The organism is Oscillospiraceae bacterium, assembly GCA_025758045.1.
GTDB lineage: Bacteria > Bacillota > Clostridia > Oscillospirales > Ruminococcaceae > Gemmiger.
In genome coordinates this window covers 1978741-1994460 of sequence record CP107208.1, presented here as the reverse complement: position 1 = coordinate 1994460, position 15720 = coordinate 1978741, and the positions used below count along the sequence as shown (strand labels likewise).

At 60.7% G+C, this 15720-nt stretch carries 13 protein-coding genes; all 13 read right to left on the bottom strand.

All coding sequences use genetic code 11. The annotated features are described in order from the left end of the window. The 13 genes from OGM81_09300 to OGM81_09240 all read right to left on the bottom strand — a co-directional run bounded on the left by OGM81_09300 (position 1) and on the right by OGM81_09240 (position 15586). Positions 1-948: a Gfo/Idh/MocA family oxidoreductase gene (locus tag OGM81_09300; GenBank protein ID UYJ42533.1), complete on the bottom strand. Its 948-nt coding sequence runs from the start codon at positions 946-948 to the stop codon at positions 1-3. Positions 949-951: 3 nt separating this feature from the next. Continuing rightward, complete coding sequence (locus OGM81_09295; GenBank protein ID UYJ42532.1) at positions 952-1929, bottom strand: Gfo/Idh/MocA family oxidoreductase; 978 nt, start codon at positions 1927-1929, stop codon at positions 952-954. Next, on the bottom strand, positions 1926-3113 hold the full coding sequence (neuC, locus tag OGM81_09290; GenBank protein UYJ42531.1) for a UDP-N-acetylglucosamine 2-epimerase: 1188 nt from the start codon (positions 3111-3113) through the stop codon (positions 1926-1928). The genes OGM81_09295 and neuC overlap by 4 nt, the downstream gene beginning before the upstream one ends. A gap of 9 nt (positions 3114-3122) precedes the next feature. Continuing rightward, positions 3123-4118: an N-acetylneuraminate synthase gene (neuB, locus tag OGM81_09285; protein ID UYJ42530.1), complete on the bottom strand. Its 996-nt coding sequence runs from the start codon at positions 4116-4118 to the stop codon at positions 3123-3125. Between the two features lie 13 nt (positions 4119-4131). Beyond that, positions 4132-5178, bottom strand: coding sequence for a nucleotidyltransferase family protein (locus OGM81_09280; protein UYJ44993.1), 1047 nt, complete (start codon positions 5176-5178; stop codon positions 4132-4134). Positions 5179-5209: 31 nt separating this feature from the next. After that, positions 5210-6373: a LegC family aminotransferase gene (locus tag OGM81_09275; protein ID UYJ42529.1), complete on the bottom strand. Its 1164-nt coding sequence runs from the start codon at positions 6371-6373 to the stop codon at positions 5210-5212. Positions 6374-6530: 157 nt separating this feature from the next. Next, entirely contained in the window at positions 6531-7727 is a 1197-nt protein-coding gene (locus OGM81_09270) for a hypothetical protein (protein UYJ42528.1), read from the bottom strand. A 20-nt stretch (positions 7728-7747) separates the two neighbouring features. Beyond that, positions 7748-9538: a hypothetical protein gene (locus tag OGM81_09265; GenBank protein UYJ42527.1), complete on the bottom strand. Its 1791-nt coding sequence runs from the start codon at positions 9536-9538 to the stop codon at positions 7748-7750. A 3-nt stretch (positions 9539-9541) separates the two neighbouring features. After that, positions 9542-11326, bottom strand: coding sequence for a hypothetical protein (locus OGM81_09260; GenBank protein ID UYJ42526.1), 1785 nt, complete (start codon positions 11324-11326; stop codon positions 9542-9544). A 10-nt stretch (positions 11327-11336) separates the two neighbouring features. Next, complete coding sequence (locus OGM81_09255; GenBank protein ID UYJ42525.1) at positions 11337-12077, bottom strand: ABC transporter ATP-binding protein; 741 nt, start codon at positions 12075-12077, stop codon at positions 11337-11339. Positions 12078-12089: 12 nt separating this feature from the next. Continuing rightward, entirely contained in the window at positions 12090-12890 is an 801-nt protein-coding gene (locus OGM81_09250) for an ABC transporter permease (GenBank protein UYJ42524.1), read from the bottom strand. Between the two features lie 87 nt (positions 12891-12977). After that, positions 12978-14324, bottom strand: coding sequence for a 5-bromo-4-chloroindolyl phosphate hydrolysis family protein (locus OGM81_09245; GenBank protein ID UYJ42523.1), 1347 nt, complete (start codon positions 14322-14324; stop codon positions 12978-12980). 125 nt (positions 14325-14449) lie between these two features. Beyond that, on the bottom strand, positions 14450-15586 hold the full coding sequence (locus tag OGM81_09240) for a GDSL-type esterase/lipase family protein (protein ID UYJ42522.1): 1137 nt from the start codon (positions 15584-15586) through the stop codon (positions 14450-14452). Between the last annotated feature and the right edge of the window lie 134 nt (positions 15587-15720).

Below are 15720 nucleotides of genomic sequence, written 5' to 3'. Positions count from 1 at the left end.
TCAGTGTTCCCCCAAAGTCAGTTTCAGGACATCCAGCGCCAGCGCGGGCGGGTTGCAGCTTTGCTGTTCGTCGCCCAGGGCGTAGTCAGTAAAATATTCGATCTCCCGCTCGTAGCGGCGGTTGACGTCCTCTTCATAATGCTGCACGGTGCCGTCGGGCAGGGTCAGCGTACCGGCGCCAAAGTCGGCCAGATAGCTGCCGTCGCGGCAGAAAAGTTCGATGCTGCGCCGATAGCCGCGGCCGAAATAGTCAAGATGCACCTCGGCCAGCAAGGTGGGATACTTGGCGATATAGACCGACAGATCGTCGGAGTCGATCTCCAGATCCGAGTAGGTGCCCTTAAAATTGTACAGCTGCTGCGGCACGCCGAACAGGTCCACAAGGTAATCCCACTCGTGGATGAGGTCGATGGTGACGCCGCCGCCCAGCGCCTTGTGGGCGCTGTAGACCGTGCGGTAGTCGACACCCGGCCGCCAATCCGGCAGGTAGCTGGAGCAGATGACCCGGGCGCAGTAGGGGTGCAGCGTGGGCAGCAGATCTTTGAGGGCCAGCATCACACCGCACCAGCGCATGGGCGCGGCCACGTAGGCTTTCTGGTTTTCCGGCAGGCAGTCGGCCAGGTTCAGGCCGGTCTGCTCGGCAGAAAAAATCGGCTTTTCGATAAAAAGTGCTTCACCGCGGCCCTTCACCTGCTGCAATGCCTCGACATGCAAACTGGTGGGGTTGGTGATAAACACCATATCATACCGGGCAGGCGCGGCGGCCAAATCGGTGTACTGGGCGTGCAGCAGCTCAGCCACGCCGTCCCGCAGGGGGCGGTGCAGGTCACTGCGCAGGGCGTCGGCCTGCAAGGTCCATCCGCGGTCGGTGCAAAGGTTATGCAGGTTTTTTAAGTGGCGGGTTCCGATGGAACCCAACCCCACAAACAGCGCGGTGATGGTGCGCATGGATCAGGCCTCCTCGATTTTGTCCATCAACTGGATGGCCGCCAAATCCTTGGTAAAGCTCCAGCGTGGCGTCTCAGTGCCCTTCAGCACGCCAAAAAAGTTCGTCAGTTCGTCCACATAGGCGTTCTCGACGATGTTGTCGCTGTAGCGGCTGTCATGCTCAAAGCTGGCGTAGGTGTTCACAGGCTGCTTGTCGCCGTCTTTGAACTCGTACAGGGCCTTGGGGTTCCCCTCCCAGAAAAGGTGGATGCCGTCGCCGAAGCACTCAAAGCTGCGCACAGCCTTGCGGCTGACCACATCCGCCGCCAGCACACCCTGCACGCCGCCCTTGTGGCGCAGCAGCAGGGTCACGCAATCTGGGTACGGCAGGCCCAGGTCGCTGATGGTATCCTTCTGCACAGTGACATACTCGACATCCCCGAAGGCATCCAACAGCCAGGGCAGGTCGATGCCGAATATCTCTCGCACACCGCCGGTACGGGCATTGCCCACAAAGAAGTTTTTGTAGTTTTCCCAGGGGTGCCAATCCGGCAGATACTGACCGATGTGGTAGATATAATGCACCGGCTTGCCAAAAGCCTGCACCTGCTGTTTGATGTACTGCGTTTCGCGGCGGTACAGCATGGTGGAGGAGAGGAACAGCGGCAGGTTTTTGGCGGCCGCCTTGGCCATGTTCTCGGCGTAGCCGTCCCCTACCAGGTTCAGCTCGGTAAAAACAGGCAGGTCGTTATCCAGCAGTTCGCCGATGACCGCAGCGTGGGAGAGCGGCGCGGTGCAAACCAGAGCGGCGTCCGGGTGCTCGGCGGCCACGGCCTCGGCAATGGTGGGATAGGCGGCATCCGCCAGGCCCAGGGTGCAGGCCTCGGCACGGCGGGCCTCGGCGGTATCCACGCCCACAATGTGGAGGGCGGCGTCAATGCCTTTGGACAGGCGTGCGCGGCGCTTGCCCATACTGCCCAGACCAACGATCAGAAGTTTCATACCAAAACGCTCCTTTGGGGGTCAAATTCCGGCACTGGGCCGTCATAAAACATTTTAGGCTTTGAGAAATCAAAGTTTTGCAGCACGGTGCAGATCTTGCCGCTGGTGTCCCCGCCGCCGTAGGGGCTTTGGGCCGTGGCGGCGGTGGCGGCAAACTCCGGGCTTAACGCGCGGCGCAGGGCAGCTTCAATGACCGGTTCCTCGGCATCACAGCACAAAACGTTGGCGCAGATAGCGCGCCCCGCCTGGCGCTGGCCGATATTGACGGTGGGCACCTTAAAGGTCGGCGTTTCCACCACGCCGGAGGAGGAATTGCCCGCCACCAGCGCGGCGTACTGCATGGCCGAAAGGTACCGCCGCAATCCCAGGCTTTGGATGAACCCGGCGCGGTCGGGGTGTTCGGCGGCAAAGCGCTGCATGCGGGCCGTGCAGATCTGCCCGCCTGCGTCGGCGTTAGAGCCGGTGATGAGCCAGTAGACGCCGGGCACGGCTTCCATAGCGGCGCAAAGGGCTTCACTCTGGGCGGCAGGCGAGCCGGCATCGGCAGAAGTCTCGGGGTGGTAGGTCACCAGCGCAAAGGGCTGCTGCAGCGGGAAGCCTGTGGAGTTGCACAATTCTTCCCGGCTCATTTTGGGCAGAGTGCGGATGTTCTCGTCGCCCAGGCCGCCCACGCAAAACACCGTTTTGGGAGCTTCGCCCATACGGACCAACCGGGCGGCGCTATCAGCGCAGGACGGGAAATGCACCGCTGCCATTTTGGTGATGCAGTGGCGGTAGTATTCATCCGCCGCGCCAAGGGTCACATCCCCGCCCGAAATGTGGGCGATGGGGATATGCCGGGTCGCCGCAGCGATGGCTGCCGCGAAAATTTCAAACCGGTCGCCCAGCAGCAGCACGGCATCGGGACGGTGGGCGGAAAAGTATGCGTCAAACACGGTAATGGTGCGGGCAATGGTCACGGCCACCGGCTCGTTCTCATCGCCCACAAAAATCGGCAGGCGGGCCGCGATGGGTACGCCGTCGGCTTCGATCTCCCGCACTGTCTCGCCCAAACGCGGGCAGAGGTGCGCGCCGGTGGCCACCAGCTGCAATTGCAGCGTGCTGGACGCCGCCAGCTTTTGCACCACAGGGCGCAGCAGACCGTATTCCGCCCGCGTGGCGGTCACTACACAAATCGTGCGCATAAAACCTCGTTACAGCTCGATTTTTTCATCCTCGGCAAAGTCGCGCTTGGCGGCTTGGCCCAGCACTTCGTACCAGCGCATGGGGGAAATGCCGTCCCCGGGGCGCTTGGTGGTCAGGTTCTCGGTGGTAAAGATCTCCCCTGCCTTGATGGCGCGGGCAGCCACGATGCTTTTGCGGGCCACCGTTTTGTTGGGGGCTTCGCTCTCGGTCAGGTGCTTGTGACCGTCGCCCAGGGCGGCTTCCACATGGCGCACCGCGTCCACCATAGCCTTGAACTCGGCAGGGTCGAGGCTGGCTTTCTGGTCAGGGCCGGGCAGGGATTTATCCAGCGTGAAGTGCTTTTCGATCACCTGCGCGCCCAGCACGGCAGCGGCGACGTCACACTCCCAGCCGGGGGTGTGGTCGGACAGGCCCACCGGCAGGCCGAACTGGTCGAACAATTCCATCATGGCGGTGAGGTTGGCGTCCTCGTAGGGGGTGGGGTACTGGGTGTTGCAGTGCAGCACCGTGACCTCGGGGCAGCCGCCATCGTCCAGGATGCCCAGGGCGTCGGTGATCTCATTCAAGTTGCTCATGCCGGTGGAAAGCAGCACAGGGGTGTGCAGCTTGGCCACTTCCTCGAGATACGGCAGGTTGGTGATCTCTCCGGAGGGCACTTTAATAAGCGGCAGGCCCAGAGTGCCCAGAAACTGCACACTGGGGATGTCAAACGGCGCAGAAAGGTATTGGATGCCGATGGAATCGCAGTATTCTTTCAGCTCCTTATGCCCCTCGAAGGAGAAGTGCAGCTTGCGGATCATCTCCAGCTGGCTTTCGGCCGCATCGGTGGTCTGCTTCTGGTACTCAGCCTTCTCGGCGAATTTGCTCACGACCAGTTCAGGCACAGCGGTCTGGTACTTTACAATGTCCGCGCCGCACTCTTTGGCGGTCAGGGCCAGTTTTTTGGCCATTTCCAGGTCGCCGTTGTGGTTGACACCGGCCTCGGCAATGATGGTTACGGGCATCAGGGTGCCTCCTTTACTGCTGGCTTTCCAGCTTGCGTCTCATTTTTTCCAGTTCTTCCAGCTGGCCCATATCCATCCAGCTGCTCTCACTGATGGGATACACGCCCACCTTCTCGCCAGCGGCGCGGTAACGCTCGATGACATCGGGGAAGCCGATCTTCTCTCCATCGCGCATCTCCTCCACCACGCGGGGCTCCACCACGTAGACGCCGGTGTTGGTCAAGAAGTCCAGCTCCGGCTTCTCGCGCATGGCGGCAATGCCGCCGTCCTCGCCCAGTTCCACCACGCCGTAGGGCACGGTGTAGTGCTTGAAGGCACAAACCATCGTGACCAGGTTGCCGTGGGCCTTGTGATACTCGTAAATATCGCCGAAGTCCACATCCAGCAGCGTGTCGCAGTTGGTGAAGAAGAAGGGCGACTTCATCTTGCCTTTCAGCAGGCAAAGGCCGCCGCCGGTGCCCATAAATACATCCTCGTCGGCGAAATTGACGGTGTAATCCTTTTCCAGTTCGCCAAAATAGCTTTTGATCATGCCGCGCTTATAGTTGACGATCATGGTGAAATCGTGGCAGCCAAAATCGCGGAAGCGGTCCATAATCAACTCAGCGATGGGCTGCTCCCCTACCGGGATCAGCGGTTTGGGCAAAATTTTGGTGTAGGGGTACAACCGGGTGCCAAGACCGCCTGCCATCATAACGACGGGGATGTCGGCGCGTTTGCGGTTGTCCACATCCTCGCCCCGGGCAAAGACGATGTCGGTGATGACGCCGCGCTTGTTGAGGATGGGCAGCGCGTCGATGCAATGCTTTTGCAGCATTTTGCGGGCTTTTCCGCGCTCCGACACCGGCAGGCTAAGGGGATGGTAGTTGGCGGCGTTATCCACTGTCTGGTCCGGCGTGCCGCCGCGCAGGAAGAATTTGCGGATGTCGCCATCGGTGATAACGGCTTTCAGCTGGCCTTCCGGCGCGATGAACAGGATGCGCTGGCCGGTCTCGTCCAGCTTGCGCAGGGTCTCCAGTACCGTGGCGGTAGGCTCGATAAACAGCTCTTCTACTTTGATCAAGGGTCAGCCCCCTTTCGGGCGGTTATTTTTACAGTGCCAGCACGGCCTGGCAGACGCGCTCGCAGTCCTCCATGCTCAGGTTGGTGGAGCAGGGCAGGTTGACGATGTACTTGCGGTAATCCTCGGCCTTGTCCAGGGCGTAGGCCTCGTTGCGGGGGTAGTCGGCCTGCTCATGGATGAGCGCCCAAACCGGGCGGGTCTGGATATGCTGGGCCTGCAGCTTTTCAATGACGGTGTCACGATCCAGGCCGGAATCCTTCAGGTACAGGCTGAAGAACCAGTGGTTGGAGCGGCATTCTTCCTCGCGGAAGGGCAGGATGTGCAGACCCTTGACGCCGTCCAGGGCGGCGACATAGTGGTCGTACAGTTCCTTTTTGTGGGCGATAAAGCCCTCCAGCCGTTCCAGCTGGGCCAGGCCCAGGCAGGCCTGTACGTTGGTCATGCGGTAGTTGTAGCCCACCTCGTCATGCAAAAATTGCAGCATGTCGGCCTTTGCCTGGGTGGAAAGGTGCTTGGCGTGCTCGGCCCAATCGGGATGATTGGAGACGACCGCACCGCCTGCGCCGGTGGTGATGATCTTGTTGCCGTTGAAGCTGTAGCAGCCGATATCTCCGATGGTACCGGCAAACTTACCCTTGAAGGGGCCGTCGATGCACTGGGTTCCCAGGGCCTCGGTAGCGTCCTCGATCAAAATCAGGCCGTAGCGGCGGGCGATGGCCATCAGGCGGGGCATATCGGCCATGTTGCCGAAGACATGCACAGCTTCCAGCGCCTTGACATGGGCACCGGTGGTCTTGTTGTACAGTTTGCCGTCGCGCAGTTCGCAGTGGTTGGTGCAGAAGTCCTCAACAGCGTCGGGGTCGATGCAAAGGCTGTCGTCGCAGCCGACGAAGATGGGTTCTGCGCCGACGTAGCGGGTCAGCGGGTTGACAGCGGCGATGAAGGTCAGGGTCGGGACGATGACTTCATCCCCGCGGGTAATGCCGGCAGCCATAGCGGCCAGGTGCAGGGCGCTGGAACCGGCGTTGCAGGCCACGGCGCGGGGCATGCCCACGTAGTTGGCCAGCGCTTCCTCAAACTCGGTGACTTTGCCGCCGCTGGTGGAGACCCAGCCGGAGGTGATAGCCTCGCTGGCAAGCTCTGCTTCGCGGGGACCGAAATTCGGGACAGAAAGCGGAATAAATTCAGACATGATACTGCCTCCCAAACACGCGGGGCGGTGGAGCCTGCCGCGTGGCATAGTTACAAAAACATTCTATTCTATTATACCGCATTTGGCTGTGTACGACAAGTAGCAAACGAAAAACAGGCGGCTTGCCTCGCACAAACCGCCTGTAAAATGTTTGATTTTAAAAGCCGATATGGTAAGTCATAATCGGCACGTTGTAAGAGACTCCCTGCATCAGCCGCACCAGATAGCACACGCCGCTGATGATGTGCCAGCCCAGCGCTATGCCGCACAGGACGGTGCTGGCGTTTTTGGGCTTGGCAAGTGCCTGCTTGAGGAAGATACCCACCGATTCCAGCCAGAGCACCCAGAAGCAGATGAACGGCCCCCACCAGAGGTTGGCGTGGTACAGCCGGTCGCCGCCCTCCACCAGCAGCAGGGCTTCGGCCATGGCGACGGCAAACAGAAACAGGCTGAATTTATAACGGAAGCTGCCAAAAGCCGGCCAGCGCAGCAGCAGCGCCACCGCCGCCACAAAGGGCAGGGAGCGGAGCAGGCCCAGCAGCGCGGCCTCGTTAAAGATACCCCACAGCAAAGCGTGGCGGTCGAACTCGGTGGTGAAGATCAGCCGCAGACCGCTGCCTTCCTCGGTAAACAGGACGTTGGCCTCGAGGATGCAAAGTCCCACGCCGGGGAAAACGCTGCAGCCCATCAACACCTCATTGCCAATATTTTTTGCGCGGGTGCGTATGAAATCAGCAATCAGCAGCACCAGCAGCGCCGGGGCGAAAGCGAAGATCAGGTTTGCCTTAAAGGCGGTGGCTGCCGTTAAAAATGCCGTGCAAATCAGCCAGGTGCGCAGATCGATCCGGCCGTCGATCCCCTGCCAGGCGCGGTAGAACCACAGCACGGCCAGCAGCGCAAAGGGAGCCAGCATAATGTACGTTGTGTTGTGGTAAATTGTGCCGGTAATGGTGCCCTGATACCAGTAGCCGCCGCGGGGGATATAGACCGCCTGGGCCAGGTTGACCACAAAGCTGGCCAGCAGCCGGGCGGGCAAGCTCCATTCGGGCAGGGCGGCCTTTAACCCCCAGGCAAACACAACCACAGCGGCCAGGTGAAACACGGCCAGCAGCAGCGCAATGCCCAGCTTGCCGCCCGCGGCATAGGCCGGGCCGATAAGCAGCGAGGTGGCCGAGTAGATCAGCCCGCTTTGGGCAAAGTGCAGATGCTGCCCTAGGTCGGAGGTATAGGGGTCCTCGCCCCGGCCGGTGGCACAAAGCTGCTGGTAATGCAGCCACACCATGGCCGCAGCAAACAGGGCCAGCGCCGCAAGGCAAAGGGCCCACAGCAGCCGCTTTTTACGGGTTTGCGTCATGTAAGTTTGTACTCCTTGATTCAGCTTTGCAGCCGCAGCGTATCGCCCACGATGGGGGTGGTCTCCGGCAGGGTGACCAGCGTGCCGCCGTTTTCGGCCTTGGTTTGCGCCAGTTCTGCCAGGGGCTGGGTGTGCTCAGTCTCGGTACCGTCAGCGGCGCGGGTGGTGTAGGCAAGGGCGCCCGCCGGGTCTGCCTGTTTGGGCAGGTAGACGGTCACGCCGGTGACGGTGTCGAGGTTATCGTCCGCTGCCGTGCCCAGCCAGGAAATATCGGTGCGCTTATCACTGCCCAGGGCAAAGCCTAAACGGCAGACGGTGGCCTCCTCATGGCTTTCGGTGCGCCAGACAGCCAGGCTGTGGGCATTGGTGTCGGTATCGGCATAGCGCAGGAAGAAGGCGTTTTCCGCCTCCAGGTCGCCGCCCCAGACGGGGTAATCGGTCACGACAGGCGTTTCGGTGTCGGCAGCATCGGCCAGACCGGCCTCTACGCCCTCGGCAAATACCGTATAAGCGCGGCCGCCTTTCTCATAGGAGCGGGCCGCCGAGCGCTGCCATACCACCGAGAAGGCCATGCCCGCCGCCAGCAGTACACTGCAGGCCGGGCGCAGCTTTGCCCACCAGTTTTTGCCGCGCACAAAGCGCAGCAGCACCACAAACACAGCGACAGCCATCAGGCCCACGCCGAAGGACTCGACGGTCTGGGGGATGTAACCGTGGCGCCAATCCACGTTGATGCCGTTCTGGTATTTGGGCGAAAGGCCAATCAGTAAGGACGGCGCAGACAGCAGTGCCAGCCCCGTCAAAAACAGCAGCAGGTTTTCCTTGCGGGTGGGCAGACGGTCCAGCACAGCCAGTGCCGCCACCACGCAAATTGCCAGCGCAATGCCGCAGATAACATCCGAGGGCTGCACGTTGCTGGGTTTGATCTTGCCAAAGATCATGGCGTTGAGGGGGAACCCCGCCGACATCTGCATCACCCAGGTGCGCAGCACCAGCGGCAGATCAAAGTTGGGGGAAATGCCGCCGATGTCCGTTGCGCCGGTATCGCGCATGGCATTGACCGCCCGCGAGCCCATATTGAAGCCGAAGCTGATGATTTCGCCCGCCAGCGGTGCCAGACAAAGACGCAGCGCAGGCAGCACCTTGCCGGAGCCGGTGTAGAGCCATGCGAAGCCGAACAGCGCCGCAATGTAGGTAAAGCCGATTTCAAAGGTGCCGCAGGCCATAAACATGAAGAAAGCCGACAGCACCGCCCACCGCATATGGTGGGTATCCTGCCAGCGCAGCATGCACAGGCCCGCCAGCAGCACCGGCAGCAGCGTACTTTGGGCCAGCGCGCCGTAGGAGTACATGCTGTTGCCCGTGGCGTCCTGCCAGAGGGAGAACATCATGGGCAGCAGGCAGAACGCCAGCGCGCCCAGCTTTTTACTGTGGGTGGCCTTGGCGGTCAGCCAGGCCGTCAGGGCGATGTCCGCATAGGTCCATGCCAGGATGTACAGCCGGTAGACCACCAGATCGCCCAGGAACCAGCTGTTGAGAGAGCGGACCGGCGGCGAGGAAAACGGCCGGAAGCGGGGGCTTTGCAGGGCCAGCTGGTTCAAAATTTCCTTGGCGTGAGTCAGCACCACCTGCCACCAGGGAGTGTGGGTGATGTAGTAGTAATTCTGCAGATTGATGATCTCGTCATCGCCGCCCAAGGGCGCGCAGGTGGTGATGCTGAGATACCACCACCCGAACACGAAGGACACCGCGCAGACCACGGGCAAAAACCAGCGGCTCCCGGTAATTTTTTTGAGGTTGTTACGCTCCATCGGTCATCCTTTCCCCAGCGGGATGTAGCACAGGGTGCCGCCCTCGCTGATGATGACATCGCTTTCGTCACAGCCCGCGGCGTCGATCAGCGCCTGCAGGGTGGGCTGCTGTTCTTCCTCGGTGTAGCCGTCCAGGTCCAGGTAGATGCCCGCCATGCCTTGGGCGCGCAGTTCGGCGACCATAGCCTCCGGCTCCAGCTCGCTGGTCGCCTTGTACCAGTTGTCGTTCTCGGTGCCGTAGCCTGCGCCGTAGCTGAATTTCAGCGTTTTGCTGTGCAGCGGGCCGCGCAGCAGCGTGTAGTCCCACATTTTATTCTGGGGGCCGTTCTCGAAGTTCTTCATGTAGGGCAGCTGGAAGATCATAGCGCCCTCCCCTGCCGCCGACTCGACCTCGGCCATAAAGTCCTCGTCCTGCTGCCAGGTCTCCTGTACGGATTCGTACTTAGGATTGTAAAGCCCCTGCTGCTCCCAGAAGCCGAAGACCAGCAGCACCGCCAGCACCGCGGCAAAGGCCGCCCTGGATTTGCCGGTGCGCTGGGTCAGGCGCTTTTCTGCCGTAAGGCCCATGGTGAGCAGCGCGAAGAAGATAATGTACGGGCTGATGCGGTTGTACCCGCGGATGAAGCGGATAAAAATGCCGATGATGCTGCCAAAGCCGGCCAGGGTGGCCAGCAGCAGCGCCATAACGTTCAGCCGGCTGAGCAGCCAGACACGGTCACCCAGTTCGGGGTGCTCGGTACGGCCGGCCTTCCAATCCCAGTTACGCAGCAGCATCAGGATCAGAAACAAAAATCCGATGATGCCCATGATGCCGAGATAGCCGTAGCTGTTCTCGTTGTACATGGGGCCTTCGTCGGTGGAGAGGATCTGGAAGTAGCGCTGGATCCACCGCGTCAGCTTGCCGATGCCAAAGCCGTTGGGCGAAAGCAGCAAACTGCTGATGCGCAGGCTGTAGATGTCCGCACCCACCGGACTGCGGTAGACGCCGTTGGTGATGGTGCTGCCAACCCCCACCAGCTTGCCCAGCACCATGGGGAAGAAATCCGGCACCATCCAGGCGACGATCTCGCCGATGGTGACCAGGCAGGGCACGGCGGGCTTCCAGGCGTGGTCACGCAGCATCAGGCAGAGGGCCGTAACGCAGAGGAAAAAGCAGGTAAAGTACGGGTAGTAGGCCGCACCGTTGTTGGCGATGCCCCAGGCCATAGCCAGAGCCAGCCAGTTGCGCTTATTTTTGAAGAAGCCTTTGCCGGGCTTGTTAAAATTGGGGTCCTCTGCGCACCAGAGGCAGAGCAGGACCGAGAACGGCACAAACTCCACGGCGGCCAGCATCATGTGGCCGCCCAGGCGCTGCTGCACATAGGCACACAGGCCGAAGGTCATGCCGAAGCCGTAGGACAGCCACCGGCGCATGCCCACCATGCGGAATACCGTGTACCCGGCCAGCGCATTGGCAAAGGGGATAACCAGGATATACAGGTTGAACACCGTGCCGGTATCCTTGGTAAACAGGCCCACAAAGGCCACAAAAATGTCGTAGACAAGGTCATAATTCGGCTCGTAGGGGCTGGGGGCCTGGTAGAACGGCCACCCCAGGGAGCCGGTCAGCTCGCCAAAGCTGCGCTGGATCTGGCCCACCCAGTAGATGCCGTCGCCGCCGTAGAGCATGGGCACCTTCCAATCCAGCCGCCAGAGCTGGAAAAACCAGTATTCCGCCAGCGCAACGCTTGCCAGCAGCAGCACCACTGTCAAAGTTTCGCGCAGAATATTCTGTTTTTTATTCAGCATAGCGTTCCTTTCATTCCCCGCGCTGCATGGCGGCCACGTAAGCATCGCACACTTCAGCCGAGGGGCCGTCTCCGCGCAGGTGGCCATGATCGATCCAGATAGCGCGCTTGCAGAGCTGCTTGACCTGGTTGATGTCGTGGCTGACGAAAAGCAGCGTCGTACCGCCGGAAAGCATCTGTTCCATGCGGTCGTGGCATTTCTGCTGGAACATGAAGTCGCCCACCGACAAAATTTCGTCGCAGGCCAGAATGTCGGCCCGCACCTCGGTAGCGATGGAGAAGCCCAAGCGGGCGATCATGCCGGAAGAGTAGTTTTTCACCGGCACATCGACAAAATCCCACAGTTCGGCAAAGTCGATGATATTCTTGAAGTGCTCATCCATATAGGCACGGTCATGCCCCAGGACGGCGCCGTTGAGGTAAACGTTCTCGCGGGCGGTCAGCTCCATATCGAAACCGGCGCCCAGCTCGATCAGCGGGGCGATCTCACCATTGACCCGCACCGAACCTTTGGACGGATACATGACACCGGCGATAAGTTTGAGCATCGTGCTTTTGCCGCTGCCGTTGCGGCCGATGAGCGCGACAGATTCGCCGGGCTCGATGGAGAAGGACACGTCCTGCAAAGCGTAGAACTCGTTAAAGAAAAGCTGATGTTTCAGCAGTTTTACGGTGTATTCTTTCAGCGTCTCGGTCTTTTCCTGTGCCAGGTTGAACCGCATCGAGACGTTATCCACCTGAATGATGGGCATAGGGGGAACTCCTTACAGATACAGAATAAAGTTGCGCTGCAGTTTGCGGAAAGCCGCCAGGCCTACCACCATCACGCCCACAGCACAGACGATGCAGGCAAACCAGGTGTTGGGGCCGGGCACCGTGCCGTACATGACCAGGCACCGCATACAGTTGATATAGTGGTACAGCGGATTCAGCTTAACGATCGCCACCATAAAAGGCGGTAAAGCCGAGATGGGGTAAAACAACGGTGTGGCGTACATCCAGGCCATGGTAACGATGCCGTACAGGTATTGCAGGTCGCGGAAGTAGACCGCCAGCGCCGACAGCAGCAGCGCCATACCGCAGGTGAACAGAAACAGTAGCACCAACGGCGCCCATACCAGCAGAATGGTCAGGTGGAAGGGCGAGCGGGTGATGAGCATGACCAGAATGATAGCCGCCAGACTGAACAGCAGGTTAACAAAGCTGGACACCACACGGCTGATGGGGAAAATAAACTTGGGCACGTACACCTTCTTGATAAGGGACGAGTTGCCCAGCACGCTGCCCATGCCCATATTGGTGCTCTCGTTAAAGAAGTTGAACAGCGTGTTGCCGCAGATGAGGTAGAGCGGGAAGTTCTCGATCTGGAAGCGGAACATATAGGAAAATACCAGCGTTTGCAGCAGCATCATCAGCAGGGGGTTCAGGATGCTCCACACATAGCCGAGGAAGCTGCGGCGGTATTTTACCTTGAGGTCGCGGGTGACCAGCTCGCGGATCAGCGGCCGGTACTTGGAAAAATTGTGCCAGCTGCCGCGCAGCTGGGCGGTGGTTTTACCTTGCATTGGAAAATGGCTCCTAGTAAAGTTTTGATTTTTTGGGGGCGGGCCGCGCCGCTTTGCGCCCATAGGGCGGCGGGCGCAGGGCTGCCGTTACTGTTTAAAGGGGGTATCCCCGGTCAGGCCGTCTGCGCGCAGCATGTTCTGCATCACGTCGATGTCGGCGCTGATGTCCATGGCATCGGCGGCAAACAGCTGGTCCAGCTGGGTCTCAAAGGCATGCACCAGCGTGTCCATCGTCTGCTCAATGCGGTGTTTGGACTCGGTGATGTTCTCGCCCTCGACGCCCTGGGAATCCAGCTCAGCGTAGGCTTGCAGCAGCTTCAGCGAGGTGGGCAGGTAGTAGTCCATGAACTTGCGCATGCGGGGCAGCTTGTCGGGGTCGGTTTTGGCCTGCTCAAAAATTTTGGCCGAGACAGCCTCCAGACGGCTGATCTTGTCGCTCATCTCCTCGTCGGGGATGGCATCGTTGACGCGGCGCAGTTCGTCCAGGATCTTCTGGTACCGGTCCTTGGTCTGCGCGGCCTCTTTGGCCGTTTGGGCCTGGGTCTCCTGCGTTTTGGCGGGGGCCTTGGGGGCAGTCGTTTCGGGGGCTTTGCCCTTGACCACCAGGCAGCGGCGCTTCATATCCAGGTAGGCGTCCGGGCCAAAGACACCGGCATCGATGCAGTTTTCCAGGTGCTTGCGGCACTTGTCATAGCCGCAGGGGATGGCAGCGGCAATGTCCTCAATGTACATATACTGCGAATCACCGACGATATTGGCGATCTTTTTGCGCAGGCGGTTGCCGGTGCGCAGCTTGTGGGCGCCGAACAGGCAGCCGATGCCGCCCGCCGCGGCAATCAGCATGGGCATGCTGTCCTCGATGAGCCAGCGCCAGTAGTAGCCGCCCTCGGCCAGCGCATCAGGCAGCCAGAAGATGCCATCCGGCAGGGCGATCAGCGCGCAGATCAGCAGCGCAACGCCCGCCACGGTCAGCGCCGTAGCGGCACCGGTCTTTTTGCTCTGCTTTTCGGCGGCCTCCACAGTCGATTGCGGCGGGACGCTGCGGCCATAAATGGGGGTGTTTGCGTCCGCGTTCCGGCTGGTGGACGTTCCGCTCTCGTCCACGCGGCGGAACTGGGCCTCGTAAACGGTCCGGCCATCCGATCCGGTCGTGGTGCGGGAGGTATGGGTAAACTGGGATGTCCGCTGTCGGGCACGCTCCTCAAAGTCGGCCATCTTGCCCTCTTTCATCAGCTTGTTCATGATGATAAAGGCGATGCCGACAGGCCACATCCCGATGCAAAACGGGATGACGATGGCCCACCAGGGGAACTGGAACGGCTTGTCTGCCGGGCGGCGGGACCGGGTGGAATATTGGTTTTGGTAGCGGCCGTCACTGCCGCTGTAGGGGTGGCCGGGGTCTGTGTAGCGCGGCCCCTCATCCTGATTCTGCATACGATGCTCCTTCTGCAATACTTTCCTTTTAGGCAATACCGCACAATTCTAAGTGCCGATATGGCATGCCGCAGCCGCCGAAGCGGTGCTTAGGCCGTCAGGCCAGAATTGTGCGGCATTACCTTTTACGGCAGGTCGGCCAGCTGGCTCTGCATCTCCTCGCTGAGGTAGTAGGTGCTGCCGGGCTGATAGGGATTGTTTTTGCTGTAAGGCGTGTGGGTACACAGGTAGCTGACCCACTTGTTGTAGCCCGAAACCGTCAGATGGATGCCGTCCGGCTGTGCGTAATCGGTGAGCAGGTAGCCGTTTTCGTCGCTGAACTCTGCGTTCAAGTCCAGGTAGTACAGGCCGCGCTCCTCGCACAGGGCCTTGATCTGCTGGTTGATGGGGCCGATGTGGTCCGGCGAAAGGCCGGGGGCGTCGTCCTCGACGGTCTCCTGCGTGGCGCACAGAATGGATTGCACGTAAAAGGTGGTGTTGGGCAGCGCGGCGCGCAGCTCGTCCAGCATGCGGGCGTAGTAATTGATGAAGCTGTCCTCGTTGCCGGTCTGCACCAGGGCGTTGGTGCCCAGCAGGATGTAGAGCTTGGCGGGCTGGTTGGCGGCCAGCACGTCGAGGGCTACTTCCTCGCCGCGGTCAGGGTTGGTGACAGTGGTGCGGTTGACGATGGTGTTGGGGCTGATGCTGCGGTAGCCGCAGATGAGCGCACCGCCCACATCGATGTTGTACTCGTTGGCGCAGAAGCCTGCGGTGAGGGAGTCACCCAGGAAAGCGGCATCGGCAAACCAGCTGGTGCTCACGCGGCCAAACTCGCCCAACTGCACAGATTTTTGCGGTGTGGCGGTGTAGGTGTAGCCGGTATCGGCGCTTTGCTGCTGCGGGCCGACGGTGCCCCAGTTGAGAGTCTGCACGGTGCCGCTGGTATCGCTGCTGTTGGTGCCCGTGTAGGGCAGCGGGGCCACCAGCTGGGTGGTGCCCGTTACTGCCGGGGCTTCGGGTTCGGTCTCGCCTTTCACACTTTTGGGCAGGATCAGCGTGATGATGCCGGACAGCGCCAGGATACCCGCTGCCGTGCCCAAAAAGGCGGCACGGCGGCGGCGACGGCGCATTTCCCGGCGGCGGCGAGCAGCTTGCCTCCGCTGGCGGTCGGTCGGGGCCGGGCGGGGTGGCTGCTCAGGCGGCGGAGTGGGGCGTGCCCAATCCCCCTGCCAGGTATATTCAGTTTCGGGGCGCGGGCTGCGCGGTTCCTGCGGCGCTGGCATAGGCGTGCCCTCCTTTGTTTACAGATAGCTATGCAGTATTGATTATAGCACAACCCCTGTAAGAAAAACAGTAGGAAGAGGAAAGTTTTTTGTGCGGCCTTGGGATGCAACAAAAAGGCTCCCCTTGAGGAGAG

What these genes read in the sequence shown, in the direction of transcription:
- OGM81_09240 (UYJ42522.1), bottom strand. Translation starts at nt 15,586, where the DNA reads ATGCCAGCGCCGCAGGAACCGCGCAGCCCGCGCCCCGAAACTGAATAT.
- OGM81_09245 (UYJ42523.1), bottom strand. Translation starts at nt 14,324, where the DNA reads ATGCAGAATCAGGATGAGGGGCCGCGCTACACAGACCCCGGCCACCCC.
- OGM81_09265 (UYJ42527.1), bottom strand. Translation starts at nt 9,538, where the DNA reads ATGGAGCGTAACAACCTCAAAAAAATTACCGGGAGCCGCTGGTTTTTG.
- neuC (UYJ42531.1), bottom strand. Translation starts at nt 3,113, where the DNA reads ATGCGCACGATTTGTGTAGTGACCGCCACGCGGGCGGAATACGGTCTG.
- OGM81_09260 (UYJ42526.1), bottom strand. Translation starts at nt 11,326, where the DNA reads ATGCTGAATAAAAAACAGAATATTCTGCGCGAAACTTTGACAGTGGTG.
- OGM81_09275 (UYJ42529.1), bottom strand. Translation starts at nt 6,373, where the DNA reads ATGTCTGAATTTATTCCGCTTTCTGTCCCGAATTTCGGTCCCCGCGAA.
- OGM81_09250 (UYJ42524.1), bottom strand. Translation starts at nt 12,890, where the DNA reads ATGCAAGGTAAAACCACCGCCCAGCTGCGCGGCAGCTGGCACAATTTT.
- OGM81_09255 (UYJ42525.1), bottom strand. Translation starts at nt 12,077, where the DNA reads ATGCCCATCATTCAGGTGGATAACGTCTCGATGCGGTTCAACCTGGCA.
- OGM81_09295 (UYJ42532.1), bottom strand. Translation starts at nt 1,929, where the DNA reads ATGAAACTTCTGATCGTTGGTCTGGGCAGTATGGGCAAGCGCCGCGCA.
- OGM81_09270 (UYJ42528.1), bottom strand. Translation starts at nt 7,727, where the DNA reads ATGACGCAAACCCGTAAAAAGCGGCTGCTGTGGGCCCTTTGCCTTGCG.
- OGM81_09300 (UYJ42533.1), bottom strand. Translation starts at nt 948, where the DNA reads ATGCGCACCATCACCGCGCTGTTTGTGGGGTTGGGTTCCATCGGAACC.
- neuB (UYJ42530.1), bottom strand. Translation starts at nt 4,118, where the DNA reads ATGCCCGTAACCATCATTGCCGAGGCCGGTGTCAACCACAACGGCGAC.